This is a genomic window from Limimaricola pyoseonensis, assembly GCF_900102015.1.
GTDB classification, from domain to species: domain Bacteria; phylum Pseudomonadota; class Alphaproteobacteria; order Rhodobacterales; family Rhodobacteraceae; genus Limimaricola; species Limimaricola pyoseonensis.
On record NZ_FNAT01000002.1, the window covers coordinates 312,812 to 338,686 of the forward strand.

The 25,875-nt window shown below is 70.5% G+C and carries 22 protein-coding genes and 2 tRNA genes; 11 read left to right on the forward strand and 13 right to left on the reverse strand.

Features of this window, described 5'->3' with window-relative positions; translation table 11 throughout:
• The gene (locus tag BLT43_RS05305) at positions 1 to 1,542 is read left to right on the forward strand and encodes a tripartite tricarboxylate transporter permease (RefSeq protein ID WP_090110760.1); all 1,542 of its coding nucleotides are present in this window, start codon (positions 1 to 3) and stop codon (positions 1,540 to 1,542) included.
• A gap of 57 nt (positions 1,543 to 1,599) precedes the next feature.
• Here the strand turns inward: BLT43_RS05305 and BLT43_RS05310 are convergent, their stop codons facing one another.
• Entirely contained in the window at positions 1,600 to 4,491 is a 2,892-nt protein-coding gene (locus BLT43_RS05310; RefSeq protein ID WP_090110762.1) for a PAS domain-containing protein, read from the reverse strand.
• A 218-nt stretch (positions 4,492 to 4,709) separates the two neighbouring features.
• On the opposite strand from BLT43_RS05310, the gene BLT43_RS05315 reads away from it, so the two are divergent.
• From BLT43_RS05315 to BLT43_RS19085, 5 genes are read left to right on the forward strand one after another with little or no spacing between them, the layout of a single operon-like run.
• Positions 4,710 to 5,849, forward strand: a complete 1,140-nt coding sequence (locus BLT43_RS05315; protein WP_090110764.1) for a TRAP transporter substrate-binding protein — start codon at positions 4,710 to 4,712, stop codon at positions 5,847 to 5,849.
• 59 nt (positions 5,850 to 5,908) lie between these two features.
• Positions 5,909 to 6,496 (forward strand): TRAP transporter small permease subunit, encoded by a 588-nt coding sequence (locus tag BLT43_RS05320; RefSeq protein ID WP_090110766.1) that lies wholly within the window; start codon positions 5,909 to 5,911, stop codon positions 6,494 to 6,496.
• Between the two features lie 40 nt (positions 6,497 to 6,536).
• Positions 6,537 to 7,958 carry a TRAP transporter large permease gene (locus BLT43_RS05325; protein WP_090110768.1) on the forward strand — a complete coding sequence of 474 codons (1,422 nt, stop codon included), beginning with the start codon at positions 6,537 to 6,539 and terminating at the stop codon, positions 7,956 to 7,958.
• 1 nt (position 7,959) lies between these two features.
• Positions 7,960 to 9,324 carry an amidase gene (locus tag BLT43_RS05330; protein ID WP_242652225.1) on the forward strand — a complete coding sequence of 455 codons (1,365 nt, stop codon included), beginning with the start codon at positions 7,960 to 7,962 and terminating at the stop codon, positions 9,322 to 9,324.
• Positions 9,321 to 9,476: a hypothetical protein gene (locus BLT43_RS19085; RefSeq protein ID WP_090110772.1), complete on the forward strand. Its 156-nt coding sequence runs from the start codon at positions 9,321 to 9,323 to the stop codon at positions 9,474 to 9,476. The genes BLT43_RS05330 and BLT43_RS19085 overlap by 4 nt, the downstream gene beginning before the upstream one ends.
• A gap of 16 nt (positions 9,477 to 9,492) precedes the next feature.
• Here BLT43_RS19085 and BLT43_RS05340 read toward each other — a convergent pair whose 3' ends face one another.
• Both BLT43_RS05340 and gndA read right to left on the reverse strand, forming a co-directional pair.
• Complete coding sequence (locus BLT43_RS05340; protein ID WP_090110774.1) at positions 9,493 to 10,767, reverse strand: glycerate kinase type-2 family protein; 1,275 nt, start codon at positions 10,765 to 10,767, stop codon at positions 9,493 to 9,495.
• Between the two features lie 4 nt (positions 10,768 to 10,771).
• Positions 10,772 to 12,190 carry an NADP-dependent phosphogluconate dehydrogenase gene (gene gndA / locus BLT43_RS05345; RefSeq protein WP_090110776.1) on the reverse strand — a complete coding sequence of 473 codons (1,419 nt, stop codon included), beginning with the start codon at positions 12,188 to 12,190 and terminating at the stop codon, positions 10,772 to 10,774.
• Between the two features lie 184 nt (positions 12,191 to 12,374).
• Between gndA and BLT43_RS05350 the strand changes: the two genes are divergently transcribed.
• Positions 12,375 to 12,935: a transferrin-binding protein-like solute binding protein gene (locus BLT43_RS05350; RefSeq protein WP_090110778.1), complete on the forward strand. Its 561-nt coding sequence runs from the start codon at positions 12,375 to 12,377 to the stop codon at positions 12,933 to 12,935.
• Positions 12,936 to 13,050: 115 nt separating this feature from the next.
• Here the strand turns inward: BLT43_RS05350 and BLT43_RS05355 are convergent.
• The 9 genes from BLT43_RS05355 to BLT43_RS05395 all read right to left on the reverse strand — a co-directional run bounded on the left by BLT43_RS05355 (position 13,051) and on the right by BLT43_RS05395 (position 20,916).
• A tRNA-Glu gene (locus BLT43_RS05355) sits at positions 13,051 to 13,125 on the reverse strand.
• 53 nt (positions 13,126 to 13,178) lie between these two features.
• Positions 13,179 to 13,253: transfer RNA gene (locus BLT43_RS05360), tRNA-Glu, on the reverse strand.
• Between the two features lie 98 nt (positions 13,254 to 13,351).
• The gene (recJ, locus tag BLT43_RS05365; protein WP_090111505.1) at positions 13,352 to 15,097 is read right to left on the reverse strand and encodes a single-stranded-DNA-specific exonuclease RecJ; all 1,746 of its coding nucleotides are present in this window, start codon (positions 15,095 to 15,097) and stop codon (positions 13,352 to 13,354) included.
• A gap of 178 nt (positions 15,098 to 15,275) precedes the next feature.
• Positions 15,276 to 16,259, reverse strand: a complete 984-nt coding sequence (gene glpX, locus BLT43_RS05370) for a class II fructose-bisphosphatase (RefSeq protein ID WP_090110780.1) — start codon at positions 16,257 to 16,259, stop codon at positions 15,276 to 15,278.
• Between the two features lie 161 nt (positions 16,260 to 16,420).
• Positions 16,421 to 17,707, reverse strand: coding sequence for a homoserine dehydrogenase (locus BLT43_RS05375; protein ID WP_090110782.1), 1,287 nt, complete (start codon positions 17,705 to 17,707; stop codon positions 16,421 to 16,423).
• 60 nt (positions 17,708 to 17,767) lie between these two features.
• On the reverse strand, positions 17,768 to 18,142 hold the full coding sequence (locus BLT43_RS19310; RefSeq protein WP_242652226.1) for a hypothetical protein: 375 nt from the start codon (positions 18,140 to 18,142) through the stop codon (positions 17,768 to 17,770).
• A gap of 73 nt (positions 18,143 to 18,215) precedes the next feature.
• A complete protein-coding gene (locus BLT43_RS05385; RefSeq protein WP_090110784.1) occupies positions 18,216 to 18,806 on the reverse strand; it encodes a TadE/TadG family type IV pilus assembly protein in 591 nt (196 codons plus the stop codon).
• Positions 18,803 to 19,342 (reverse strand): TadE/TadG family type IV pilus assembly protein, encoded by a 540-nt coding sequence (locus tag BLT43_RS05390; RefSeq protein WP_090110786.1) that lies wholly within the window; start codon positions 19,340 to 19,342, stop codon positions 18,803 to 18,805. Before BLT43_RS05390 ends, BLT43_RS05385 begins: the two co-directional genes overlap by 4 nt.
• A complete protein-coding gene (locus tag BLT43_RS05395) occupies positions 19,339 to 20,916 on the reverse strand; it encodes a TadE/TadG family type IV pilus assembly protein (RefSeq protein WP_165612543.1) in 1,578 nt (525 codons plus the stop codon). The genes BLT43_RS05390 and BLT43_RS05395 overlap by 4 nt, the downstream gene beginning before the upstream one ends.
• A gap of 210 nt (positions 20,917 to 21,126) precedes the next feature.
• Here BLT43_RS05395 and BLT43_RS05400 point away from each other — a divergent pair, with 210 nt between their 5' ends.
• Positions 21,127 to 22,569, forward strand: a complete 1,443-nt coding sequence (locus BLT43_RS05400; protein WP_090110790.1) for a Glu/Leu/Phe/Val family dehydrogenase — start codon at positions 21,127 to 21,129, stop codon at positions 22,567 to 22,569.
• A gap of 38 nt (positions 22,570 to 22,607) precedes the next feature.
• Here the strand turns inward: BLT43_RS05400 and BLT43_RS05405 are convergent, their stop codons facing one another.
• Positions 22,608 to 23,312 carry a metal-dependent hydrolase gene (locus tag BLT43_RS05405; RefSeq protein ID WP_090110792.1) on the reverse strand — a complete coding sequence of 235 codons (705 nt, stop codon included), beginning with the start codon at positions 23,310 to 23,312 and terminating at the stop codon, positions 22,608 to 22,610.
• A gap of 68 nt (positions 23,313 to 23,380) precedes the next feature.
• On the opposite strand from BLT43_RS05405, the gene BLT43_RS05410 reads away from it, so the two are divergent.
• Genes BLT43_RS05410 through gatA form a run of 3 tightly spaced genes read left to right on the forward strand, consistent with a single transcriptional unit; the run spans position 23,381 to position 25,852 of the window.
• Complete coding sequence (locus BLT43_RS05410) at positions 23,381 to 24,037, forward strand: hypothetical protein (RefSeq protein WP_090110794.1); 657 nt, start codon at positions 23,381 to 23,383, stop codon at positions 24,035 to 24,037.
• 29 nt (positions 24,038 to 24,066) lie between these two features.
• Positions 24,067 to 24,354: an Asp-tRNA(Asn)/Glu-tRNA(Gln) amidotransferase subunit GatC gene (gene gatC / locus BLT43_RS05415; protein ID WP_090110796.1), complete on the forward strand. Its 288-nt coding sequence runs from the start codon at positions 24,067 to 24,069 to the stop codon at positions 24,352 to 24,354.
• Between the two features lie 13 nt (positions 24,355 to 24,367).
• Positions 24,368 to 25,852, forward strand: a complete 1,485-nt coding sequence (gene gatA, locus BLT43_RS05420) for an Asp-tRNA(Asn)/Glu-tRNA(Gln) amidotransferase subunit GatA (RefSeq protein WP_090110798.1) — start codon at positions 24,368 to 24,370, stop codon at positions 25,850 to 25,852.
• The last annotated feature ends 23 nt before the right edge of the window (positions 25,853 to 25,875 follow it).

The window sequence follows — 25,875 nt, forward strand, 5'->3', positions numbered from 1 at the left end:
ATGGACCTTCTGGCTTCCCTCGGCGACGGCTTCGCCGTCGCGCTGACTTTCCAGAACATCGGCCTGGCGCTGATGGGCTGCTTTCTCGGCACGATCATGGGCGCGCTGCCCGGGCTCGGGCCCTCGAACGGCGTGGCGATCCTGATCCCGCTCGCCTTCACGCTGGGCTTGGGCGCGACGCCGTCGCTGATCCTGCTCACGAGCGTCTATTACGGCGCGATGTATGGCGGGCGGATCTCCTCGATCCTGCTGAACATCCCCGGCGACGAGCCGGCGATGATGACCTGCCTCGACGGCTACCCGATGGCCCGCAATGGCCGGGCGGGCGAGGCGCTGGCGCTGTCGGGCGTCGCCTCCTTCGTCGGCGCCTTCTTCGCGACCTGGGGCCTCGTGCTGCTGGCGCCGCAGCTCGTCAAGGTGGCGCTGCTGTTCGGCCCGGCCGAGTATTTCGCGCTCTTCGCGCTGGCCTTCATGACGCTGGGCGGCGTCAGCTCGACCAACCAGGCGAAATCGGCCTTCGCCGCCGCGCTCGGTCTCGGGCTCGCCATGGTCGGCGTCGACACCCAGACCGGCGTGCCGCGCTTCACCTTCGGCGAGGTGCATCTCTATGACGGCATCGACTTCCTCGTCGCCATCGTCGGGCTGTTCGCGCTGTCGGAGGTGTTCATCTTCCTCGAGCATCGCGGCACCGACAAGGATGCGAGCACCGCGCCGAAGCTGGCGATCGGCCGGATCGTGCCCTCCTGGGGCGTGCTGAAGAGCTGCACGCCGACCATGCTGCGCACCACGGTGCTGGGCTTCATCGCGGGCGTGCTGCCCGGGGCGGGGGCCTCGCTCGGCTCCTTCATCTCCTACTCGATGGAAAAGAAGCTGGTCGACCGCAATGGCACCTTCGGCACCGGCGATCCGCGCGGCGTGGCCGCCCCCGAGGCCGGCAACAACGCCGCCGCCGGCGGCGCGCTGGTGCCGATGCTGGCGCTGGGCGTGCCGGGCTCGGGCACGACCGCGGTGCTGCTGGCGGTGCTTCTGTCGCTCAACATCACGCCGGGGCCCTTGCTGTTCACCCAGAACCCGGACGTGGTCTGGGGCCTGATTGCGGCGCTGTTCATCGGCAACGTCATGCTTCTGGCGATGAACATCCCGATGGTCGGCCTGTTCGTGCGGGTGCTGATGGTGCCGCCGCGCATCCTGATGCCGGTGGTGGCGATGGTCTCCTTCGTCGGCATCTACGGCATCTCGGGCTCGAGCTTCGACCTGATGGTGATGATCGGCTTCGGCGTGATGGGCTGGGTGCTCAGGAAGCTCGACGTGCCGCTGGTGCCGGTGATCCTCGGCACGCTTCTGGGCAACGCCATGGAGGTGAACATGCGCCGCGCCGTGACCATCGCCGATGGCGACTACTCGGTGCTGTTCGGCTCGTGGCTGACGCTGGTGCTCTGGGCGATCGCGATCGTGGGCTTCGTGCTGCCGATCTTCGTCGGCGGCGTGGTCAAGGCGCGGATGCGGGGTGCGGCCCAGCGCGAGGCGGCGCAGACCGACTGAGGCGCGAGGCAGGGCAGGCGGGCCGGGGCCGTCCCTTCGGGGGCGGCCCCGATCCGTTCAGCCCTCGGCCAGCGCGCCGCAGCGTTCGGCCACGGCGCGCAGCAGCGCGTCCTGGCCGAAGGGCTTGGTGAGCGTGACCGCGTTCTCGACCGTCTCGGCGCCATCGACCCGGTCGCGACCGGTGGCGAAGATCACCGGCAGGCCGGGCTGGCGGCCCTGCGCGCGGCGCGCCACCTCGACGCCGGACAGGTCCGGCAGGCCGACATCGACCAGCAGCAGGTCGGCCGGGGCGGCGGCCAGCAGGTCGAGCGCCTGCGCGCCCGAGGCCGCCTCGCGCACCTTTGCGCCGGCCGCCTCGAGCATCTCCACGAGGTCGAGCCGGATGAAGGTGTCGTCCTCGCAGACCACGATCCCGAGCCCGGCGCAGGCGGCGGCCGGGTCGCGCGGCGGGGCGGCGGGCTTCGGCGCTTCCGCCTTCGGGGCCGGCGCGGCGCCGCCCGGCGCGTCGAGCAGCTCGCGCAGCCGCTGCGCCAGAACCTCGCGGCGATAGGGCTTGCGCAGAAGCTGGATGCCTTCGTCGAGCCGGCCGTCATGCACGATGGCGTCGCGCGAATAGCCTGAGGCGAACAGCACCGGCAGGCCGGGATGCAGCGCCTGCGCCCGCTCGGCCATCTGGCGGCTGGTCAGCCTTCCCGGCATCACCACGTCCGTCAGCAGCAGGTCGAGATCCCGGCCGCTCTCGATCGCCGCGAGCCCCTCGTCGGCATCGGCCGCCTCGATCACGCCGTAGCCCAGATCCTCGAGCAGGTCGCGCGCGGTGCGGCGCACCGCGACGTCGTCCTCGACCAGCAGGATCGTCTCGCTGCCGCCCGCGACCGGGCGTTCGACGCGCGGCGGCGCGGTTTCCTCGGGGCGCAGCGAGCGCGGCAGGTAGATCCGCACCGTGGTGCCGCGGCCGGGGCGGCTGTCGATCGCGACATGGCCGCCCGACTGCTTCACGAAGCCGTAGACCATCGCCATGCCGAGCCCGGTGCCGCGGCCCTCGGGCTTGGTGGTGAAGAAGGGCTCGAAGATCTTGTCGATCACCTCGGAGGTCATGCCGCTGCCCTCGTCGGTGACGGCGAGGCAGACATATTCGCCCGGCACCACGTCGCTTTGCGCGCGGGCATAGGCGGCGTCGAGCGTCGCGTTCTCGACCTCGATGCACAGCCGGCCCCGCCCCTCCATCGCGTCGCGGGCGTTGACCGCGAGGTTCAGAAGCGCGTTCTCGAGGTTGGCGCTGTCGATCAGCGTGTTCCACAGCCCCGATGCGACGCGGGTCTCGATCGCGATGCCCTCGCCCACCGCCGAACGCAGGATCGGGTCGATCTCGCCCAGCAGCCGCCCCAGATCGGTGGCGCGCGGCTCGAGCGGCTGGCGCCGGCCGAAGGCCAGGAGCTGCGCGGCGAGCGTGGCGCCGCGATCCACCGCCTGCATCGCCTGGTCGATGCGCTGCGCGGCGGGCGAGTCGGCCTCGAGACCGCGCTGCGCCAGCTGCAGGCTGCCGGTGATCGCCTGCAGCAGGTTGTTGAAGTCATGCGCCACGCCGCCGGCGAGGTTGCCGATCGCCTCCATCTTTTGGCTCTGGCGCAGCGTCGCGTTGACCTCCTCAAGCTCGCGGTTGCGGCTCTCGACCCGCTCCTCGAGCGTGGCGTTGAGCTCGGCCAGCGCCGCCTCGGTGGCCTTGCGGTCCTCGATGTCGGTGTTGCTGCCGATCCAGCGCCGGACGCGGCCGGCCTCGTCGTGGATCGGCACGGCGCGGGTCAGGTGCCAGCGATAGGTCCCGTCGCGGCGGCGCAGGCGGAACTCGGTCTCGTAGGTCTCGCCGGTGGCGACCGCGCGGGTCCAGATCGGGGCGACGCGGGCCACGTCGTCGGGATGCAGCACCCGGACCCAGTCCTCGCCCAGCAAGTCTCCGTCCGAGGTGCCGGCATAGGCGCGGACCTGGTCGCTGACCCAGTCGAGCAGGCCGTCGGGGCCGGCGGTCCAGACATGCGACGGCATGGACTGCGCCATGGTGCGGAAGCGTTCCTCGGCCTCGCGCAGCTGCCGCTCGGCCTGTTTCTGCGCGGTCACGTCGTGGCCCTGCACGAGGATGCCGATGACATCGCCGCCCGGGCCGCGCAGGGGCTGGTAGACGAAGTCGATGAACAGCTCGGTCGGCGGCGCGTCGCGCTCGACGTTCAGGAAGACCTGCGCGCCGCGCAGCGCGATCGGCTCGCCGGTGGCGTAGACCTGGTCCAGCATCTCGAAGAAGCCCTGGCCCTCGACCTCGGGCAGCGCCTCGCGCACCGGCAGGCCGATATAGTCGCGCTCGGGGCCGACGATCTGGCGATAGCTGTCATTGACCAGCCGGAACACGTGATCGGGCTCGGACAGGATCGCGATGAAGCTCGGGGCCTGGTCGAACACGGTCTGGAAGAAGCGCGTGGCGGTGCCGAGCTCGAGGTTCTCCTGCGCCACGCTTTCGGCACGGCGGATCAGGTCGCCCTCCTCGCTGGTCTCGAAGCTGCCGGTCTGGCCGCGCTGGTGCAGGCGGGTGATGTCGTTGGTGTTCTGCAGGATGTACTCGACCCGGCCCTCGGCGTCGTAGATCGGGCTGTGCGTGGCGCTCCAGTAGCGGTGCTCGCGCCGGCCGTCGGGCATGTCGATCGGGTAGGGGATCAGCGGCAGGTGGTCGACCCGCCCGCTTTCGAGCACCCGCTGGAACGAGCTTTGCAGCATCTGCTCGGACAGGCTGTCGGGCGGCGCGGGGAACTCCTCGGTGATGATTTTGCCGATCGGCGGATTGCCGGTGCGCCCGGTCACTTCGAGATAGGCGGCGTTCGCCCAGACGATCCGGAGGTCGCGGTCGAGCAGGACATAAGGCGAAGGCACTGCCGCGAATATCGCCTCGACGTCGACGCCCATAGATTGTTCTCCCTGCCAGCCCTGCGGATATATTCGGCTTTTGGACTCAAGCAAGTCGGGCCGGTTCCGGATCCATGACGATTGCGCGCGCCGCGGCTGACGTAGCGGCGGCAACGTGGTCAAGAATAATTACCAGTTGCCTTCGCGCCGGATACACCCAATGATCGGGCTGCCTGCGGGGGGAGCGCGGGCAGATGACTGGGAAGGGGAGGACAACCATGACAGTCAAAGACAACTCCGCCGCGCGGGTATCGCGGCGCTCGTTCCTGAGGAAGGGCGCGCTGGGTGCCGGCGTCGCCGCGACCGGCGGCCTCGCGGCCCCGGCGGTGCTGGCGCAGAGCCCGATCGTGGTGAAGCTGCAGACCTCGTGGCCGGCATCCGACATCTGGCAGGAGATGGCGCAGCACTACGCCGACCGGGTGGAGGCGATGTCGGGCGGACGGCTCAAGGTTGACGTGCTGCCCGCCGGCGCCGTGGTCGCGGCGTTCCAGGTGATGGACGCGGTCAGCGACGGCCTGATCGACATGGCGCATTCGGTGCCGGTCTACTGGTACGGCAAGAACAAGGCCGCCTCGCTGTTCGGCACCGGCCCGGTGTTCGGCGGCTCGGCCGACACCATGCTGGGCTGGTTCTATGCCGGCGGCGGCCAGGAGTTCTACCGCGAGCTGACGCAGGACATCATGGGGCTCGACGTGGTCGGCATGATGGGCTTCCCGATGCCCGCCCAGCCCTTCGGCTGGTTCAAGAACGAGGTCGCGGCGGTCGACGACATCAAGGGCCTGAAATACCGCACGGTGGGTCTCGCGGCCGACCTGATGCAGTCGATGGGCATGTCGGTGGCGCAGCTGCCGGGCGGCGAGATCGTCCCGGCGATGGAGCGCGGCGTGATCGACGCCTTCGAGTTCAACAACCCGACCTCCGACAGCCGCTTCGGCGCGCAGGACGTGGCCAAGAACTACTACCTGTCGTCCTATCACCAGGCCTCGGAGAGCTTCGAGTTCCTGTTCAGCCGCAGCTTCCTCGAGAGCCTCGACCCGGATCTGCAGGCGATCCTGCGCCACGCCGTCGAGGCCGCCTCGACCGCCAACTCGGCCACGGCGCTCGACCAGTACTCGCGAGACCTGCAGAAGCTGTCCGAGAGCGGCGTCACCGTGCACCGCACGCCGCAGGCGATCCTGTCGGCGCAGCTCGACGCCTGGGACGCGCTGATCCCCGAGCTGGAGCAGGACGAGTTCATGAAGCGCGTGCTCGACAGCCAGCGCGAATGGGTCGAGCGCGTGACCTACTACACGCTGATGAACTCGCCGGACTACACGCTCGCCTACGAGCACTACTACCCCGGCAAGCTGGCGCTCTGAGCGCGGCCTGACCGCCCGGCGGCAGCGTGCCGCCGGGCCCCCAACCCCACGGGACACGCATGGTTGGATACATCAAATTCGCCGACGCCCTCTCCGCCGCCTTCGGCAAGGTCTTCGGCTGGCTCATCGTGCTGATGACCTTCGGCGTCAGCTACGAGGTCTTCGTGCGCTACGTGCTGGGATCGCCGACGCCCTGGGCGCTCGACGTCTCCTTCATCATGTACGGCACGCTGTTCATGATCGGCGGCGCCTACACGCTGTCGCGCGGCGGTCATGTGCGCGGCGACTTCCTCTACCGGCTCTGGCCGGTGCGGGTGCAGGCCTCGGTCGATCTCGTGCTCTACCTGATCTTCTTCTACCCGGGCGTTCTGGCGCTGATCTTCGCCGGCTGGAAATACGCCTCGCGCTCCTGGCAGTACGGCGAGGTGTCGGTCAACAGCCCGGCGGGCGTGCCGATCTACCAGTTCAAGACCGCGATCGTGGCGGCCGGCGTGCTGCTGGCGATCCAGGGCCTGGCGCAGATCTTCCGCTGCATCCTGGCGATCCGCGACGGCGTCTGGCTGGCCGCGGCCGAGGATGTCGAGGAGACCGAGCAGCTGCTGATGGCGCAGCACGATGCGCCGCAAGACCACCCGGACATGAAATGACGCGCTCGCCCCGCGTCGAACCGATACGGAGCGTGAGCACGTGACCGAACCGCAAATCGCCCTGATGATGCTCGGGGTCTTCATCTGCCTCGTCTTCCTGGGCTTCCCGATCGCCTTCACGCTGATGGCGCTGGGCATCGGCTTCGGCTACTTCGCCTATTTCGATGCCGGCCGCATGTGGCGCAGCTTCGACCGGCTCGACCCCGAGGTCGCCGGCTGGTGGGAAAGCACCTCGGCCTGGATCGGCGGCTTCTTCAACAACCGCATCTTCGACCTCTTCATCAACCAGACCTACACGGTGATGTCGAACGAGGTGCTGACCGCGGTGCCGCTGTTCCTGTTCATGGGCTACATCGTCGAGCGCGCCAACATCGTCGACCGGCTGTTCACCACGCTGAACATCGCCTCGAAGAACGTGCCCGGCTCGATGGGCGTGGCGGCGCTGATCACCTGCGCGCTCTTCGCCACCGCCACCGGCATCGTCGGCGCCGTGGTGACGCTGATGGGCCTTCTGGCGCTGCCGGCCATGCTCAAGGCGCGCTACAACGACAGCTTCGCGGCCGGCATCATCTGCGCCGGCGGCACGCTGGGCATCCTGATCCCGCCCTCGATCATGCTGATCGTCTACGCCGCGGCCTCGGGCGTCTCGATCGTGCGGCTCTATGCCGGCGCGCTGCTGCCGGGCCTCGTGCTGGTCGGGCTCTACCTCGTCTACGTGGTCGGCCGCTCGATCCTGCAGCCCTCCTCGGCGCCGCGCCCGACCAAGGACGAGGTGCCCGACGTGCCTTGGGGCAAGCTCCTGTGGATGCTGTTCACCTCGTTCTTCCCGCTGGCGGTGCTGATCCTGTCGGTGCTGGGTTCGATCCTGTTCGGCCTCGCCACCCCGACCGAGGCGGCCGCGATCGGCGCGCTGGGCGGCATGGTGCTGGCGGTGGTCTACCGCGCCATGACCTTCCAGCGGCTGCGCGAGAGCGTCTATCTCACGGTGCGCACCACGGCGATGGTCTGCTGGCTCTTCGTCGGCTCCTACATCTTCTCGTCGGTCTTCTCCTATCTGGGCGGCGAGCACCTGATCTCGGAGTTCGTCTCGGGGCTCGACCTGACGCCGGTGCAGTTCCTGATCCTGGCGCAGCTGATCATCTTCCTGCTGGGCTGGCCGCTGGAATGGTCGGAGATCATCATCATCTTCGTGCCGATCTTCCTGCCGCTTCTGGAGATCTTCGGGGTCGATCCGCTGTTCTTCGGCATCCTCGTGGCGCTGAACCTGCAGACCTCGTTCCTGACGCCGCCGATGGCGATGTCGGCCTACTACCTCAAGGGCATCGCCCCGCCCGAGGTGAAACTCACCCACATCTTCAGGGGCATCCTGCCGTTCCTCGCGATGGTGGTGGTCTCGATGGTGCTGGTCTACGTCTTCCCGAACCTCGTGTTCGGCCTGCCGGAGCTGTTCTATGGGCGCTGAGATGACCGCGAAGACCCTGCCCAGGGGCCATGTCGCCATGCTCGACCTCACGGCGCGCGAGCTGCGCGACCGGCTGGCGGCGGGCGCGCTCGACGCCGCGGCGCTGGTCGAGGCCTGCCTCGACCGCATCGCGGCGCTGGAGCCGAAGGTGCAGGCCTGGGCCTGGCTCGACGGCGACCACGCGCTGCAACAGGCCCGCGCGCTCGACGCGCATCGCCGCTCGGGCCGGCCCGTGGGGCCGCTGCACGGGCTGCCGGTGGCGCTGAAGGACGTGATCGACACCGCGAAGATCCCCACCGCCAACGGCACCGCGCTCGACGAGGGCCGCGTGCCCGAGAAGGACGCCTGGCTGGTCGAGCGGCTGAAGGCGGCGGGCGCGATCGTCATCGGCAAGACCGTGACGGCGGAACTGGCCTTCCTGCATCCGGGCAAGACCCGCAACCCGCATGACGAGAGCCGCACGCCGGGCGGGTCGTCCTCGGGTTCGGCGGCCGCCGTCGCGGCGGGCATGGTGCCCTTCGCGGTGGGCACGCAGACCGGCGGCTCGGTGATCCGCCCGGCCGCCTTCTGCGGCACGGTGGGCTTCAAGCCGAGCTTCGGCGCGATCCCCCGCACCGGCGTGCTGAGCCAGTCGCCCTCGCTCGACACGATCGGCGTCTTCGCCCGCACGGTCGAGGACGCGGCGCTTCTGGCCGAGGTGCTCTACGGCCACGACCCGGCCGACCGGGCGACCGCGCTCGCCCCGGCGCCGCGGCTGCACGCCATCGCGACGACGAAGCCGCCGGTGCGCCCGACGCTGGCCTTTTTGCGCCCGCCGGGCTGGGACGACGCGCATCCCGACACCCATGCCGGCCTCAGCGAGCTGGTGGAGGCGCTGGGCGAGCAATGCTTCGAGGCGGCGCTGCCGAGCGCCTTCGACGAGGCGGCGGCGATCCGCGAGCGGATCAACCTCGCCGAGATGGCCAAGTCCTATTACGGCTACGAGAAGCGCGGCCGCGCGCAGCTGTCGGAGGAGATGCAGGGCGCGCTCGACCGCGGCAAGGCGATCCCGGCGCGCGACTACATCGCCGCGCTCGACTGGCCCGACGTGCTCTATGCCGGTCTCGACGAGATCTTCGAGCGCTGCGACGCGATCCTGGTGCCGGCGGCGCCGGGCCCCGCGCCGGAGGGCCACGCCTCGACCGGCGATTCCATCTTCAACGGGCTCTGGACGCTGTGCGGCACCCCCGCCGTGACCGTGCCCCTGCTGCAATCGGAGACCGGCCTGCCGATGGGCGTGCAGCTCGTCGGGCGGCGCGGCGACGACGCCCGGCTGCTGCGCACCGCGCGCTGGCTCGAAGGGCTGACCGGGGAGACCGAGGCATGACCAACCGCATCCTGTCGCTCGTGGCGCTGGCCTTCCTGCTGGGCTTCGCGGGCATCATGCTCTGGCACATCCCGCGCCTCGACATCGGCGCGGTGATCGGCGTGACGCTGGCGCTGGTGATCTGGGACCTGATCACCACCAAGCAGGACTGAGCCGCGGCCCCGGGGCTCAGCCCCGGGGCGGCCGCACCAGAATCGCGCGCAGGTCGTTGACGTTGGTCAGCGTCGGGCCAGTGACGAGCTGGTCGCCGATCGCCTCGAAGAAGCGGTGCGCGTCGTTGGTGTCGAGCGCGGCGCGCGGGTCGCGCCCCGCCTGCCGCGCCTTCTCCAGCGTGTCCGGCCCGACCAGCGCGCCCGCCACCTCGGCCGCGCCGTCGACGCCGTCGGTGTCGCCCGCCACCGCGAAGACATTGGGCGCGCCGTCGAGCGCCACGGCCAGCGCCAGCGCGTATTCGGCGTTCGGCCCGCCGATCCCGTCGCCGCGCCGCGTCACCGTGCATTCGCCGCCCGACAGGAGCAGCAGCGGCGCCGCGCCGGGCGCCATGGCGGCGGCCTCGCGCAGCGCCAGCGCGGCGTGCTCGGCCGCAAGCTCGCGCGCCTCGCCCTCGAGCGCGTCGCCGAGCAGGCGCACCTCGACGCCCTCGGCCCACGCCCGTTCGGCCGCGGCGTCGAGCGATTGCGAGGGCGCGGCGATCACCCGGGTCTTGGCGCGCGAGAGCCTGGGGTCGTCGGGACGCAGAGGCCCGGTCGGGCCGCCCAGCACGCGCTGCGCGGAGGGCGGCAGGTCGATGGCCCAGCGCGCGACGATGGCGCGGGCATCCTCGGCGGTGCTGGTCTCGCCCACGGTGGGGCCCGAGGCGATGTCGGCCGGGTCGTCGCCGGGCACGTCGGAGATGGTCAGCGCCACCATGCGGGCAGGGTGGGCCGCAGCGGCGAGCTGGCCGCCCTTCACCCGGCTGAGATGCTTGCGCAGCCGGTTCATCGCGCCGATCGGCGCGCCCGAGGCCAGAAGCGCCCGGTTCACGGCGCGCTTCTCCTCGAGCATCATCTCGCCCGCGGGCGCGACCAGCAGCGACGAGCCGCCGCCGGAGATCAGCGCCAAAGCGAGGTCGTCCTCGCCCAGGCCCTCCAGCAGCTGCAGCATCCGCCGTGTCGCCGCCTCGCCGCGCGCGTCCGGGACGGGGTGCGAGGCCGAGACGATCTCGATCCCCTCGCAGGCGCGCTCGTAGCCGTCGCGGGTGACGACGAGGCCCTCGCAGGGGCCCCAGACGCTTTCGACCGCCTCGGCCATGCGGGCGCTGGCCTTGCCCGCGCCGACCACCACCACCCGCCCCTCGGGGCGGGGCGGCAGGGCCGGGGGGATCACCTTCATCGGGTCCGCCGCGGCGACCGCCGCCTCGAACAGTTCGCGCAGGAACGGGCGGGGGTCACCGGGCAGGGTCATGGCATCAGACCCCGTGACCGTGCCAGGGGCCGTGCTGGTCCTCGACGCCGTCGACCCGCTCGAAGCCGTGCTCGCCGAAGTAGTCGCGCTGCGCCTGGATCATGTTGGCGGTGCCGCGGCCGGTGCGCATGGCGTCGAAGTAGCTCAGCCCCGAGGCCAGCGCCGGCATCGGGTGGCCGTAGCGCGCGCCGATCGCGACCAGCTCGCGCAGCGCCACGTGGCCCTCGCGCAGGTGGCGGGCGAAGGCGGGGGCGAGCATCAGGTTGCGGTCCTCGTCCTCAGAGAGCGCGGCGGCCATGTCGTCGAGCATCGCCGAGCGGATGATGCAGCCCTCGCGCCAGACCTTGGCGATCTCCGGCAACGGCAGCGCCCAGCCGAACTGCGCCGAGGCGGCCGAGATCATGTCGAAGCCCTGCGCGTAGCACAGCACCTTGCCGGCGATCAGCGCGCGCTCGAGCATCTCCTCGCCGATCATCTCGGCGGGCACTTCCATCGGCGCGGCGCCGAACATCTCCTCGCCTTCCTTGCGGGTGGCGACGCGGCTCGACAGGTTGCGGGCCACGACGGCGGCCTCGATCGCCGGGATCGGCGCGGCGAGGTGCTGCGCCTCGATCGCGGTCCAGCGGCCGGTGCCCTTCTGGCCGGCCTTGTCGAGGATCAGGTCGATCATCGGCTCGCCGGTGTGCTTGTCCCTGGCCTTCGACACGGTCGAGGAGATCTCGATCAGGTAGGATTGCAGCGCGCCCTCGTTGAAGCGGGCGAAGGCGTCGCCGATGGCGTCGGGCGACATCTTCATGCCGTCGCGCATCACGCCGTAGACCTCGGCGATCATCTGCATGTCGGCGTATTCGATGCCGTTGTGCACCGCCTTGACGAAGTGGCCCGCGCCCTCCTGGCCCATCCAGGCGGCGCAGGGCTCGCCCTTGAACTTGGCCGAGATCGCCTCGAGGATGTGCGAGACCCGGTCCCACAGCTCCTTCTTGCCGCCGCCCATGATGGCCGGGCCGTGCCGCGCGCCGGCCTCGCCGCCCGAGACGCCGATGCCGAGGAACTCGACGTCGTCGAGATCGCGCACCCGGCGGTTGGTATCGTGGAAGTTGGCGTTGCCGGCATCGATGATGAGGTCGCCCTCGTCGAGCAGCGGCCGCAGCTTGGCGATCTGCTCGTCGACCGGCTCGCCCGCGGGCACCATCAGGATGATCGCGCGCGGCTTGGCGATGGCGGCGACCAGTTCCTCGTGGCTCTCGGTCGGGATCACCTTGTCGGCGAGCGGGCCGGCCTCCTCGTGGAAGTCGCGGGTCACCTGCGTCTTGCGGTTCCAGACCGCGATCGGGAAGCCGTTCTCGGCGATGTTGAGCGCCAGCGCGCTGCCCATGGTGCCAAGGCCGACCAGGCCGATCTGCGCTTTTTCCTCTTGTGCCATGAAGCGGCTCCGATCCTTTCAGTGTCGCTGCACATCTAGCCTCCGCGGGCGGGGGGAACAACAGATCCGACGCGGCAAGCTGGTCACGGGCGGGAACAGGGGCTGCGCGCGGGGCGGGATGCCATTCTTTCGCCGTGATTGTACTAAAAGCCAGTCAGGCCAACAATCACAGGATGAATGACCCATGTCCCTGACCAAGACCGCCCTCGCCCTGCTGCTGACGACCTCGGTGGCGGGGTGCATCGGGTCCGGTTCCGAGTACGGCGCCGAATACGCGCGGCTGGCCGACCTGTCGACCACGCCGGCCGCGGAGCTGCCGGATACCGGAACCGCCAGCTATGCCGGCTATGCCGCCGTCGACATCATGGAAGAGGATTTCGGCGACCTGAACGGCGATCTGACGATGATGGTCGATTTCGCCGAAGGCGACATCGCCGGCGAGATCGGCGGCCTCTCGGGCGATGTGGGGGACGTGGACGGTCAGCTGTCGCTGGCAGGGCAGCTCGACGCCAACCGCGTCGCCGGGACGGTGAACGGCCGGCTGTCGCGCACCGAGGGCGACATGCTCTACGGCGTCGTCTTCGACGACGAGAGCCGCTTTTCGGGCGATATGCGCGGCGAGGACGGCGAGGCCATCGTCGGCGATTTCGAGGGCAGCGTGATCTCCCAGGAGGGCGTGGTCGGCGGCAGGCCGTATGAGGGACGTTCGGGCCTCAAGGGCGGCTTCGCCATCGAGCGCCAATAAATCCCCGGCGCGCCCGGCCATGGTCGGGCGCGCGATCGCACGGAGAAGACGCGGAACGATCGGGTCCGGCGCGTGCCGTCGCTGAAGTATCGAGTTTGAAGGGGGTGTGACGTCGTGGCAGCCCGTAGGGGAATCGAACCCCTCTTTCCAGGTTGAAAACCTGGCGTCCTAACCGATAGACGAACGGGCCACTCTGACGACGGATCCGGTTTCGCGAAACGCGACCTGTGATCCGTAGACCGATGGCAGCCCGTAGGGGAATCGAACCCCTCTTTCCAGGTTGAAAACCTGGCGTCCTAACCGATAGACGAACGGGCCGCTCGTCGGTGAGGCGGTGTTTAGGCAAAGCCCCGGCCGCCCGCAAGGGGAAATTTGCGCCCCGGCATGGTTGCCGTGACGGAAAATGCCGGGCCGGTTCAGCCGGCCGGCGCGGCGTCGTCGAGCCGCAGCTGGACGCTGCGGCGGCCGCGCCAGATGTTGAGGTCGAGCTTGCCCGCGAGGTGGAACCGCGCGCCGCCATGCGCGGCGAGACGCTGGCCCAGAGGGCCGTCCAGCGCGCCGAAGGCGATGCCGTCGAGCCGTGCGCCCATGCCGTCGCCGAAGCCGATCTTGAGGTGGCCCTGGCCCACCTCGCGCACGTGGTGCAGCATCACGTCGGGAAAGGCGAAGCGCGGCGCGGGGGCGGCGGCGCCGAAGGGGCCGGCGGTCTCGATCCGCTCGATCAGCTCGACCGTGGCGGCGCCGGGCATCAGCACCGAATCGAGCCGCAGGTCGCGCGGCCCGCCGGCACCGGCGCCCTGCTTTTCCAGAAGCTCCGACAGCCGCTCCATCGCCGGGCCGATCTTGGCCTCCTCGACGGTGAGGCCCGCGGCCATCTTGTGGCCGCCGCCGCGGATCAGCAGCCCCTCGGCCGCGACGCGGTGGATCGCCGCGCCGAGATCGATGCCGGGCACCGAGCGGGCCGAGCCCTTGCCGATGCCGTCCTCGACGCCGATCACCACGGCGGGGCGGTTGGTGGCCTCCTTCATGCGCGCGGCGGCGATGCCGACCACGCCCGGGTGCCAGCCTTCGCCCGCGGCCCAGACCAGCGGGCCGTCGAGCCCGCGCGCCTCGGCCTGCTCGAGCGCCGCGTCGCGCACCCGCGCCTCGATCTCGCGGCGTTCGCGGTTCAGCACGTCGAGCTTCTCGGCCAGTGCGGCGGCCTCGTGCGGATCGTCGGTGGCCAGGAGCCGCGCGCCGAGGTCGGACTTGCCGATCCGGCCGCCGGCGTTGACCCGGGGGCCGAGCAGGTAGCCGAGGTGGTAGGCGGTGGGCGGCACGTCGAGCCCGGCCACGTCCGCGAGCGCGACGAGCCCCGCGCGCTGGCGCCGCGCCATGACCTGCAGCCCGGTGCGCACCAGCGCCCGGTTGACGCCGACGAGCGGCGCCACGTCGGCCACGGTGGCCAGCGCCACGAGGTCGAGCATCGCCATCAGGTCCGGCCCCGGCCGGCCGGCCGCGCGCAGCCGCCGGTTCAGCTCGACCAGCAGCAGGAACACCACGGCGGCGGCGCAGAGATGGGCGAGATCGCCGCTCTCGTCCTGGCGGTTGGGGTTCACCACGGCGACGGCCTCGGGCAGGGTCTCGCCGCCTAGGTGGTGGTCGAGCACCACGACGTCGGCGCCCCTGGCGGCGGCGATCGGCCCGTGCGAGAGCGTGCCGCAATCGACGCAGACGATCAGGTCGTGGTCGCGGGCGAGCCGCTCCATCGCGGGCTCGTTCGGGCCGTAGCCTTCCTCGATCCGGTCGGGGATGTAGAGCGTGGCGCGGTGGCCGATCTCGCGGAGCCAGACCAGCAGCAGCGCCGCCGACGAGCCGCCATCGACGTCGTAATCGGCGAAGACCGCGATGCGCTCGCGCCGTTCGACCGCCTGCATCACCCGTTCGGCGGCGGTGGCCATGTCGCGCAGCGACAGCGGGTCGGGCAGCAGGTCGCGCAGGGTGGGGGCGAGCCAGGCTGCGGCGCTTTCGGCGGTGACGCCGCGCCCGACGAGGGCATGGCAGAGCGGCAGCGGCAGGTCGCAGCCCTGCGCCATGGCCTGGGCGAGGCGGTCGGCCTCGGCGGCGGGGCCGACCCAGCGGCGGCCCGTGATCGAGGCGGAGACGTTCAGGAAGTCCGGCATGGCGCGGGTGTCGCGCGAAGCGGCCGGCAAGGCAAGCCCCGCGAGGGGCGCGGCGCTCACCACCGCGCGATCCGGTGCCGGAGGGCGACGGGCGCCCCCCGACTTCACTCTGCAAATACTCCGGGGGGAGACGCCCGGCACGGGCGGCGGGGGGCAGCGCCCCCCGGCCTTGCTGGGCTCAGCGTCCCGGGTGGCTGCGGCCGACCGGGTTGCGGTAGCTCATGCGGCGCACCGAGCCGGTCTTGGAGCGCATCAGGATGGTCTCGGCGGTGAGGTAGCCGACCTCGCGCTTGATGCCCGGCACGAGGCTGCCGTCGGTCACGCCGGTGGCGGCGAAGATCACGTCGCCGGTGACGAGGTCGTCGCGGGTGTAGACCCGGTCGAAATTGGTGATCCCGGCCTTCTTGGCGCGGCCCTTCTCGTCCTCGTTGCGGAACAGCAGCTTGCCGTAGAACTGCCCGCCCATGCATTTCAGCGCGGCCGCCGCCAGCACGCCCTCGGGCGCGCCGCCCGAGCCCATGTACATGTCGATGCCGGTCTTGTCGGGTTCGGCGCAGTGCATGACGCCGGCGACGTCGCCGTCGGTGATCAGCCGGATCGCCGCGCCGGTCGAGCGCAGCTCGGAGATCATCTCCTCGTGGCGCGGACGCTCGAGCACGCAGACGGTAATGTCCTCGGTCGAGCAGCCCTTGGCCGAGGCCAGCGCGCTGACCCGCTCGGCCGGCGACATGTCGAGCGTGACGACGCCGGCGCGGAAGCCAGGGCCGATGGCGAGCTTGTCCATGTAGACGTCGGGGGCGTGCAGCATCGAGCCGCGCGGGCCCATGGCGATCACGGTGAGCGCGTTCGGCATGTCCTTGGCGGTCAGCGTCGTGCCCTCGAGCGGGTCGAGCGCGATGTCCACCGCCGGGCCCTGGCCGGTGCCGACCTCCTCGCCGATGAAGAGCATCGGCGCCTCGTCGCGCTCGCCCTCGCCGATCACCACGGTGCCGGCGATGTCGAGCATGTTGAGCTGGGTGCGCATCGCGTTGACCGCGGCCTGGTCGGCGGCCTTCTCGTCGCCGCGACCGATCAGCGGCGCGCAGGCGATCGCCGCGGCCTCGGAAACGCGGGCGAGGCCGAGGGACAGCATGCGGTCGTGGAATTCGGGGGCCTGGGGCATTCGGTCGGGTCCTCAAGACAGTGTGAGCGTTGCCCTCGAGGTAGCCCGCGCCCCGCGGCGCTGACAAGCGCGCAAGGCGATGTTTGCGCAAACGGGGGGCGAATCGCCGGGCGGTGGCGTCCCGCCGCCCGGGAATCAGGCCGTGGCGACAGGGACTTCGCTCAGACCTGCTCGATCCGGATCGCCACCGGCTGGCCCTGCACCACGCCGGTCGCCTCGAAGCCCGACAGCGCGTCCTCGAGCGCGGCGCGGGTGGTCTTGTGGGTGACGATCAGCACCGGGGCGGTGACGTCCTCGTGGTCGTACTGCCGCATCCGGTCGATCGAGATCCCGGCCTCGCCCAGCACCTTGGCGACCTTGGCCAGCGCCCCCGGCTTGTCTAGCAGCCGCAGCCGCAGGTAGTAGGGCGCGGCCACCGCGGCCTGCGCCGCGCGCGCGGCGCGCAGGCTGGCGGCGGGCTGGCCGAAGACCGGCAGCCGCAGCCCGCGGGCAAGGTCCATCACGTCGCCCATCACGGCGCTGGCGGTCGGGCCGGCGCCGGCGCCGGGGCCGCGCAGCACGATCTGGCCGATCGCGTCGCCCTCGAGCACCACCATGTTGGTGCCGCCCTCGAGCTGGCCCAGCGGCGAGGAGGCCGGCACGAGGCAGGGCGACATGCGCTGCTCGAGCCCGCGGCCGGTCATCTGCGCGACGCCCAGCAGCTTGATCTTGAAGCCCATGTCGGCGGCGTGGCGGATGTCGTCGATGGTGATCGCGCCGATGCCCTCCAGCTCGACCCCGTCGAAGTCGACGCGGGTGCCGAAGGCGATGGCCGAGAGCAGCGCCAGCTTGTGGCCGGCATCGATGCCGCCGACATCGAGCTGCGGGTCGGCCTCGAGATAGCCGAGATCGGCGGCCTCCTGGAACACCGCGTCATAGGGCAGGCCTGCGCTTTCCATCCGGGTCAGGATGTAGTTGCAGGTGCCGTTCATCACGCCCATGACGCGGCTGATCTCGTTGCCGGCGAGCGATTCGGTCAGCGCCTTGATCACCGGGATGCCGCCGGCGACGGCGGCCTCGAAGCGGATGATCCGGCCATTGGCCTCGGCCCGCTCGGCCAGCGCGTGGCCGTGATGCGCGAGCAGCGCCTTGTTGGCGGTGACCACGTCCTTGCCGTGGTCGAGAGCGGTCTCGAGCACCTGCTTGGCGATGCCGTCATGCCCGCCCATTAGCTCGAGCACCACGTCGACGTCGTCGCGGCGCGCCAGCGCGGCGGCGTCGTCTTCCCAGGCATAGGCCGAGAGGTCGACGCCGCGGTCGCGGTTGCGGTCGCGGGCCGAGACGGCGGTGATCGCGACCGCCCGGCCGGCGCGCGCCTCGAGCAGTTCGGGATGGGTCTGAACGATCCGCACGACCCCCGCGCCGACGGTTCCCAGGCCGGCGATACCGAGGCGAAGGGGAGAGGTCATGGGAGGCTCCGGTCTGTGGTCTGAAATGGGCTGCCCGCGTCTGTTAGCGGCTGACCGGCATCACTGCAACGCGGGCGGCAGCGCGACGCCGGCTTCGAGCCGGTCGCGGGTGGCGGGATCGATCGCCTCGCGGGCGCGCAGCGCCTCGGCCCGCGCCGCGAGACCGGCCAGCCGGTCCGACCCGGGCGCTGCCGTGCCGGAGGGGCGCGCCGCCGCGCGGCCCTGCAGCGCCGCGGCCTCGGCGCGCAGCACCGCGCCCGCCTCGGGCGAGATGCGGTGGGTGGCGGCGTCGGCCCGGGCCAGCAGCGGCACCACGTCGACCAGCGGCGGCGGCGGGGCCGCGCGCTCGGCCTCGGGGATGCGGGCGTCGAGCTCGGGAAACGCGGTGCAGCCGGCCAGCAGGCCAAGGGCGGCGAGGCGGTGGAAGGGGGTCATGCGATGTCCGTGGCGGCGTCGCCGGACCATAGGCCCGCCGCGGCGGTGCCGGCAAGCCGGTGGCGCCGGCGCCCTAGCAGATGGCGGTGGCGATGCCGCCGGCGGCGTCGGAGTTCCAGCACAGCTGCCCGGCGAAGCGGGGCCGGCTGACCACCCGGTTCTCGAAGGTGAAGGGCTCGAGACCGGTGCCGTCGAACAGCGGCATGTAGTCGACCCAGTTCTCGACCAGCATCCCGACCTCGCGGTGCGGCATGACCGGCAGCTCGCCGCGAAGCCCGGCCAGAGCGTCGGTGTCGAGCGCGGTGCCGCCGCCGCGGGTCTTGGACCAGCGCACCTCGTAGCGGTCGTTGTTGGCGTCGTAGGAGAAGACCGTCACCCGCAGCCGGACCGGCTGCCGGGTCGCGATCAGGAAGGTCTGCATCTGTTGCAGGCTGTCGAGATAGGCGGGGGTGATGTAGCCGGTCTCGCGGCTGAGCATGTCGCTGATCGTGTAGGCGGCGCGGACATGGATCGACTGTTCGCGGTAGGCGTCGAAGAACACCCAGCTGGCGGCGAAGGTCCACATCAGAAGCGGCATCATCAGCATCGCCTCGATGACCAGCGCGCCGCGCTCGTCGCGCCGCAGCGCGCGCAGCCGGCGCGTCAGGCGTGCCAGCGCGCTCATGGTTCCACCACGAAGGCCGAGGTGGAGACCGAGGCGTAGAAGCCGTCATTGCCCTTGGTCATGGTCGCGCCGATCCCGGTGGTCGGCATGATCGGGTCGAACAGGATGCAGGCGCGCATCACCATCAGCTGGTTCGAGACGCCGGAGCGGAACCGGCGCACCGGCTTGGCCTCGTCCATCCGGTCGACGCAGTCGACATCGACCGGCAGCGGCACCCAGGCGCGCGGATCGACCGGCCGCATCTCGAGCCGGATCTGGGCGCGGCAGTCCTCGAGCAGCAGCCCGCCGGCGCAGAGCCGGTCCTTGACCGCGTCATGGGTGACGGGCGTGATCAGGCCGAGCCGGATGTCGCGCACGACGATGTCCACCGCGCGGTCCAGCATCACCTGCCGGGCGGTCGTCAGGCCCAGCTCGTAAGTGGCGAGGAACACCGAGAAGACCACGGGAAAGATCATCACGAACTCGACGCTCGCGGTGCCGCGCCGGTCGCGGGCGAGCCGCCGGGCCAGGCGGCGCAGGCCGTGCCACCGGGTCATTGCACCAGCCTCAGCTCGTTGATCTGGGTGGCGATCGAGGTGAAGGCGCTGGCCAGCTGCAGCCCCTCGGCGCGGTAGAAATGCGCGGGCGAGGAGGCGCAGTCGCGCATGATCTCGGCCGCGGCGTCGTTCACCTCGAAACCGATGGTGAAGATCACGATGCCGTTGTCCTTGCTGGCCGAGCAGATCTGCGACAGCCGCTGGTCCTTGAGCGCCTTGTCGTTGCGCGATTCGATGCCGCGCCAGTAGTTGCGCGTGGAGCGGTCCCAGTACTGGGTGTAGCGCAGGTGCACGGCGTGGTCTTCCACCGAGATGCGCTCGAACAGCTCGGGCCAGGTCAGCTGCCGGCCCTGCGGCGCCATCACCCATTCGCGGGTCTTGGCCCGGTAGAAGGGCTCGTTCCACCACCAGTCGCCGTCGCGGTTGTACTGCTCGATCGAGGCGACGTAGTAGTCGTCGCTGCCGTCGAGCCAGACGTCGGACAGGCCGGTGCGGTAGGGCAGGTCGATCTCGTAGTCGCGGGTGTTCTCGCCGTCGGTCATCACGACCAGCACCTTCATCACGTCCGGCTCGAGGAAGCCGAAGGGCCGGCCGGCGAAGCTGGCATCGACCTCGCCTTCGGTGATCAGCCCGTTCAGCACTGGCCGGGCCGAGGCGTCGAGCAGCGCCGCCCCCCAATTCACCCCCATCTCGATCGAGGTCCAGCCGCCGGGCGTCAGGTTTTCGATCTTCGACTTGAGCGCGGCCTTGTCGTTCGACCAGGGCAGCACCTTGAAGGCCGCGTCGGTGCGGCAGTTCTTGTTCGGCGCGCCCATGCCGCCGTACCAGTTGCTGGAGCTGTCGGGGTCGAAATGCCCCGAATGCAGCAGGCCCACCAGCGGCATGGCGGTGGAGTTGTAGGTGCTGGACGGCACCTGCACGCAGCCGTGATAGGGGTGCAGCGGCGCCACGCCGTAGAGCAGCGCCGCCGTCTGGCCGAGATTGACCTGCGTCGAGTAGGGCACGACCGAGAAGGTGAGGTTCTCGGCCGGGGTGTTGGCGAAGAGCAGGTCGATGAAGTCCGTACCCGCATCGCGCAGCCGGCCGATCCGGCCGTTCGAGCCCATCGAGCCGGAGACGTCGAGCACCAAGCCGATCTCGAGGTCTGTGACCGATTCGATCGCCGTACCCAGCGCCGGCACCGGCAGGGTGGGGACGCCCAGCATGTGCATGAAGTAGGTGTCGAGCTCGATCTCGGCCTCGACCTGCACGGTGCGGCTGTTGAGGGTCTGGATCACGTTGACCGATTTCAGCCCGTCGCTCAGCCCGGCCTTGGCGAAGTAGTCCCGCACCACCGATTCCGGCGCCAGCTGCTGCTGCAGGTCCGCAGCCGCCAGCGCGGCCCGGTCGAGCGTCGCCTGCATCTTGGCGCGCCGCGCCTCGTAGCGCATCAGGTCGATGCCGAGTCCGCCCATCGCCACCATCAGCGCGAAGATGAACAGCGAGAAGATGACCATGGAGCCGGCCTGGTCGCGCTTCAGTCGCGCGGCGCCGCGCAGGATCGGGGCGATGAGGCGGTCGCGATGCACCGGCATGGGCCTCCCTGGTTCGGGGTCGATTCGTGTGGTGGCTCCAGTACAGCCGAGCCGCATGGCCAAAATCGGGCGCATCGGCGGCCGTGCCGGCCGTGCCGCGACGGAACTGCGTTCCAAACGCGCTGTATTTGCGGTCGATTCCTGACAGGGAAGGATTAGGTTCTAGGCAGAGGCCCGGCCCGGGCCGCCTGCACCAGGGAGAAGGATGCGATGACCGAGCAAGCAAGCCAGATCGCGGAGCCGGGATTCCGCGATTCCGTCGACATGATGTTCAACCGCGCCGTGGCGCTGATGGACCTGTCGCCCGGGCTCGAGGAGAAGATCCGCGTCTGCAACGCCACCTACACCGTCCGCTTCGGCGTGCGCCTGCGCGGCCAGATCCACACCTTCACGGGCTACCGCTCGGTGCATTCCGAGCACATGGAGCCGGTCAAGGGCGGGATCCGCTACGCGCCCAACGTGCACCAGGAGGAGGTCGAGGCGCTGGCGGCGCTGATGACCTACAAATGCGCGCTGGTCGAGGTGCCCTATGGCGGCTCCAAGGGCGGGCTCCGGATCGACCCGCGCGACTGGAACGAGCACGAACTCGAGCAGATCACCCGGCGATTCGCCTACGAGCTGGCCAAGCGCGACCTGATCCATCCCTCCCAGAACGTGCCCGCCCCCGACATGGGCACCGGCGAGCGCGAGATGGCCTGGATCGCCGACCAGTACGCGCGGATGAACACCACCGACATCAACTCGCGCGCCTGCGTCACCGGCAAGCCGCTCAACGCCGGCGGCATCCACGGCCGGGTCGAGGCGACGGGCCGCGGCGTGCAATACGCCCTGCGCGAGTTCTTCCGCCACCCCGAGGACGTGGCCCGCGCCAAGCTGTCGGGCTCGCTCAAGGACAAGCGGATCGTCGTGCAGGGCCTCGGCAACGTGGGCTACCACGCCGCCAAGTTCCTCTCGGAGGAGGACGGCGCCAAGATCACCGCGATCATCGAGCGCGACGGCGCGATCGTCGACGAGGACGGTCTCGACGTCGAGGCGGTGCACCAGTGGATCGCCAAGCATGGCGGCGTCGCGGACTACCCGCACGCCACCCATGAGAGCGACGGCGCCAAGCTGCTCGAGGCCGATTGCGACATCCTGATCCCGGCGGCGCTGGAGAGCACGATCAACCTCTCGAACGCCGAGCGGATCAAGGCGCCGCTGATCATCGAGGCCGCGAACGGCCCGGTCACCGCCGCCGCCGACGACATCCTGCGCGAGAAGGGCTGCGTCATCATCCCCGACATGTACGCCAACGCCGGCGGCGTGACCGTGTCCTACTTCGAATGGGTCAAGAACCTCAGCCACATCCGCTTCGGCCGGATGGAGCGCCGCGCCGACGAGGCGCGCGCGCAGCTGATCGTCGACGAGCTGGAGCGGCTCTCGGGCGACAAGGGTCTGGGCTGGAACCTGTCGAAGAACTTCAAGGAGCGCTACCTGAAGGGCGACGACGAGCTGGAGCTGGTGCGCTCGGGTCTCGATGACACGATGCGCACCGCTTACCAGGCGATGCGCGAGCTCTGGAACGGCCGCGACGACGTGCCGGACCTGCGCACCGCCGCCTACCTCGTGGCGATCGGCCGGGTGGCGCTGAGCTACCGCTCCAAGGGCCTCTGAGCCCGGAGGGGAGGGGCCGGCGCGGCCCCTCCCGCCCGTCACTTCGCGGCGATCTCGACCGTCTCCAGAACGGCGGGTACGCGCACGTCGACCCCGTCCAGTTCGGCCACGAGCTCGTCGGCGGTCGCGGCCACCACCGGGAAGCTCGCGTAATGCGAGGGCAAGACGGTCTCGAAGTCGAAGAACCGCTTCGACGCCCAGGCCGCGGCCTTCATGTCCATGGTAAAATGGCCGCCGCAGGCGAGGATGCCGATGTCGGGGCGGTAGTATTCACCGATCCAGCCCATGTCGGCCATCACGTCGGTGTCGCCCGAGAAGTAGATGCAGCGCCCCTCGCCGCGGATCACGAAGCCCGCCTCGGCGCCGGCATAGACCGGCTGGCCGCCGGAGGTGGCGACCGACGAGGAATGCACCGCGTTCACCATGGTGACGCTGGCGCCGTCGAGGTCCACCGTGCCGCCCTTGTTGATGCCGGTGCAGTCGAGCCCGTGGTTCTGCGACCACCAGCCGGCGAGGTCGGCGATGCAGATCACCGGCAGGTCCATCTCGGCGGCGATGGCCGGGACCTCGCTCGCGTGGTCGCCATGGCCATGGGTGACGAGGATGCGCGTCGCGCCGGTGAGCGCCTCGATGCGGCGCGCGTCCGGGAAGGCGGGGTTGCCCTCGAGCCACGGGTCGATCAGCAGCACCTCGCGGCCGACCTCGATGCGCCACGAGGCGTGGCCGAGCCATGTGAGTTTCATGTATCCCTCCTCTTGCTGTCACCCGTCAGGATAGTCCGGGCGGGACGGCGGGCCAGCGGGGGACGGGCATGGAGTGGAGCCGGGCGATCGACGGCTATTGCGAGCGGCTGGCGCCGGGGTTCTGGGCCGAGCCGGTGAACCTTCTGACCAACGTAGCCTTCCTCGTGGCCGCGATCTGGTGCTGGCGCCGGGCCGAGGGGCTGGTGCTGCCGCGGCTGCTGGCCGTTGTGCTCTTCGCCATCGGGGTGGGCAGCGGGCTGTTCCACAGCTTCGCCATGGCCTGGGCCGCGACCGCCGACACCACGCCGATCGGGCTGTTCATCCTGCTCTACGTTTATGCCGCGAACCGGGTCTACTGGCGGCTGCCGGCCTGGGGCGCGGCGCTGGGGGCCGCGGCCTTCATCCCCTGGACCATGCTGCTGACACCGGCCTTCGCGATGCTGCCCTTCTTCGCGGTCTCGGCCTTCTACTGGCCGGTGCCGCTGCTGATCGCGATCTACGCGGTGCTGCTGTGGCGGCGCTGGCCGATGGTCGGGCGCGGGCTGGCGCTGGGCGCGGCGATCCTCTGCGTCTCGCTGGCCTTCCGCTCGCTCGACGAGACGCTCTGCGCGGCCTGGCCGGTGGGGACGCATTTCATGTGGCACCTGCTGAACGCGGCGATGCTGGGCTGGATGATCGAGCTGCTGCGCCGGGCCCTGCTTGCGGGACCGCCCCGGGGCGGCTAAAGCCGGGGCCGACCAGACAGGAGAGCCCCATGTCGATCGACACCGACACCGCCCGGCGGGTGGCCAAGCTGGCCCGGATCCGGGTCGAGGAAGAGGCGCTGCCGGCGCTTGCCTCGGAGTTCAACACCATCCTCGGCTTCATCGAGCAGCTCAACGAGGTGGACGTGGACGGCGTCGAGCCGATGACCAGCGTGACGCCGATGCATCTCAAGCGCCGCGACGACGTGGTGACGGACGGCAGCCAGCCCGAGAAGGTGCTCGCCAACGCGCCGGATGCGCGCGAGGGCTTCTTCGCGGTGCCGAAGGTCGTGGAATAAGGGGCGCGAGACGATGACCGAACTGACCAGGCTCACCATCGCCGGCGCGCGCGACGCGCTGCGCCGCGGCGACATCACCTCCGTCGAGCTGACCGACGCGCTCAACGCCGCCGTCGACGGCGGCGACCGGCTCAACGCCTATGCCCACAAGACGCCCGATGTCGCGGCCAAGCAGGCCAAGGCCGCCGACGAACGGCTCAAGTCGGGCGAGGCGCCCGATCTCTGCGGCATCCCGCTCGGCATCAAGGACCTGTTCTGCACCGAGGGCGTGGCGAGCCAGGCCGCGAGCCGGATCCTCGACGGCTTCAAGCCGCAATACGAGTCGACCGTCACCAGCCAGCTGTTCCGCGACGGCGCGGTGATGCTTGGCAAGCTCAACATGGACGAGTTCGCGATGGGCTCGTCTAACGAGACCTCGACCTACGGCGCCGCCGTGAACCCGTGGCGCGACGAGACCGGCGCGGACCTCACGCCCGGCGGCTCCTCGGGCGGTTCGGCCTCGGCCGTGGCGGCCGATCTCTGCCTCGGCGCCACCGGCACCGACACCGGCGGCTCGATCCGCCAGCCCGCCGCATTCACCGGCATCACCGGCATCAAGCCGACCTATGGCCGCTGCTCGCGCTGGGGCATCATCGCCTTCGCCTCCTCGCTCGACCAGGCCGGGCCGATGACCCGCGACGTGCGCGACGCCGCGATCATGCTGCGCGCCATGTCGGGCCACGACCCCAAGGATTCGACCAGTGCCGACCTCCCGGTGCCGGACTTCGAGGCGATGCTCACCGGCGACATCCGCGGCAAGGTGATCGGCATCCCGCGCGAGTACCGCATGGAGGGCATGCCCGCCGAGATCGAGCAGCTCTGGACCGACGGCATCGCGATGCTGAAGGACGCGGGCGCCGAGATCCGCGACATCTCGCTGCCGCACACCAAATACGCCCTGCCGGCCTATTACGTGATCGCGCCGGCCGAGGCGTCCTCGAACCTCGCGCGCTACGACGGCGTGCGCTTCGGCCACCGCGCCAAGCTGGGGCAGGGCGACGGCATCACCGAGATGTACGAGAAGACCCGCGCCGAGGGCTTCGGCCACGAGGTGCAGCGCCGCGTCATGGTCGGCACCTACGTGCTGTCGGCGGGCTTCTACGACGCCTATTACAACCGCGCCCGCAAGGTGCGTGCGCTGATCAAGCGCGACTTCGACCAGGTCTTCGCCGAAGGGGTCGACGCGATCCTGACGCCGGCGACGCCGTCCTCGGCCTTCGCGCTGGGCGCGATGAAGGACGCCGACCCGGTGCAGATGTACCTCAACGACGTCTTCACCGTGACGGTGAACCTCGCGGGCCTGCCGGGCATCTCGGTGCCGGCCGGGCTCGACGCCAAGGGCCTGCCGCTCGGGCTGCAGCTGATCGGGCGGCCGTGGGAGGAGGGCGATCTGCTCAATACCGCCTATGCGCTGGAGCAGGCCGCAGGTTTCGTTTCCAAGCCCGAGAAATGGTGGTAACCCGCGGCTTCGGGAACAACCTG

Bases quoted from the DNA above. Each gene is read 5' to 3' on its own strand.
- BLT43_RS05305 (WP_090110760.1), top strand. From the start codon at position 1: ATGGACCTTCTGGCTTCCCTCGGCGACGGCTTCGCCGTCGCGCTGACT.
- BLT43_RS05310 (WP_090110762.1), bottom strand. From the start codon at position 4,491: ATGGGCGTCGACGTCGAGGCGATATTCGCGGCAGTGCCTTCGCCTTAT.
- BLT43_RS05315 (WP_090110764.1), top strand. From the start codon at position 4,710: ATGACAGTCAAAGACAACTCCGCCGCGCGGGTATCGCGGCGCTCGTTC.
- BLT43_RS05320 (WP_090110766.1), top strand. From the start codon at position 5,909: ATGGTTGGATACATCAAATTCGCCGACGCCCTCTCCGCCGCCTTCGGC.
- BLT43_RS05330 (WP_242652225.1), top strand. From the start codon at position 7,960: ATGACCGCGAAGACCCTGCCCAGGGGCCATGTCGCCATGCTCGACCTC.
- BLT43_RS19085 (WP_090110772.1), top strand. From the start codon at position 9,321: ATGACCAACCGCATCCTGTCGCTCGTGGCGCTGGCCTTCCTGCTGGGC.
- BLT43_RS05340 (WP_090110774.1), bottom strand. From the start codon at position 10,767: ATGACCCTGCCCGGTGACCCCCGCCCGTTCCTGCGCGAACTGTTCGAG.
- gndA (WP_090110776.1), bottom strand. From the start codon at position 12,190: ATGGCACAAGAGGAAAAAGCGCAGATCGGCCTGGTCGGCCTTGGCACC.
- BLT43_RS05350 (WP_090110778.1), top strand. From the start codon at position 12,375: ATGTCCCTGACCAAGACCGCCCTCGCCCTGCTGCTGACGACCTCGGTG.
- recJ (WP_090111505.1), bottom strand. From the start codon at position 15,097: ATGCCGGACTTCCTGAACGTCTCCGCCTCGATCACGGGCCGCCGCTGG.
- glpX (WP_090110780.1), bottom strand. From the start codon at position 16,259: ATGCCCCAGGCCCCCGAATTCCACGACCGCATGCTGTCCCTCGGCCTC.
- BLT43_RS05375 (WP_090110782.1), bottom strand. From the start codon at position 17,707: ATGACCTCTCCCCTTCGCCTCGGTATCGCCGGCCTGGGAACCGTCGGC.
- BLT43_RS19310 (WP_242652226.1), bottom strand. From the start codon at position 18,142: ATGACCCCCTTCCACCGCCTCGCCGCCCTTGGCCTGCTGGCCGGCTGC.
- BLT43_RS05385 (WP_090110784.1), bottom strand. From the start codon at position 18,806: ATGAGCGCGCTGGCACGCCTGACGCGCCGGCTGCGCGCGCTGCGGCGC.
- BLT43_RS05390 (WP_090110786.1), bottom strand. From the start codon at position 19,342: ATGACCCGGTGGCACGGCCTGCGCCGCCTGGCCCGGCGGCTCGCCCGC.
- BLT43_RS05395 (WP_165612543.1), bottom strand. From the start codon at position 20,916: ATGCCGGTGCATCGCGACCGCCTCATCGCCCCGATCCTGCGCGGCGCC.
- BLT43_RS05400 (WP_090110790.1), top strand. From the start codon at position 21,127: ATGACCGAGCAAGCAAGCCAGATCGCGGAGCCGGGATTCCGCGATTCC.
- BLT43_RS05405 (WP_090110792.1), bottom strand. From the start codon at position 23,312: ATGAAACTCACATGGCTCGGCCACGCCTCGTGGCGCATCGAGGTCGGC.
- BLT43_RS05410 (WP_090110794.1), top strand. From the start codon at position 23,381: ATGGAGTGGAGCCGGGCGATCGACGGCTATTGCGAGCGGCTGGCGCCG.
- gatC (WP_090110796.1), top strand. From the start codon at position 24,067: ATGTCGATCGACACCGACACCGCCCGGCGGGTGGCCAAGCTGGCCCGG.
- gatA (WP_090110798.1), top strand. From the start codon at position 24,368: ATGACCGAACTGACCAGGCTCACCATCGCCGGCGCGCGCGACGCGCTG.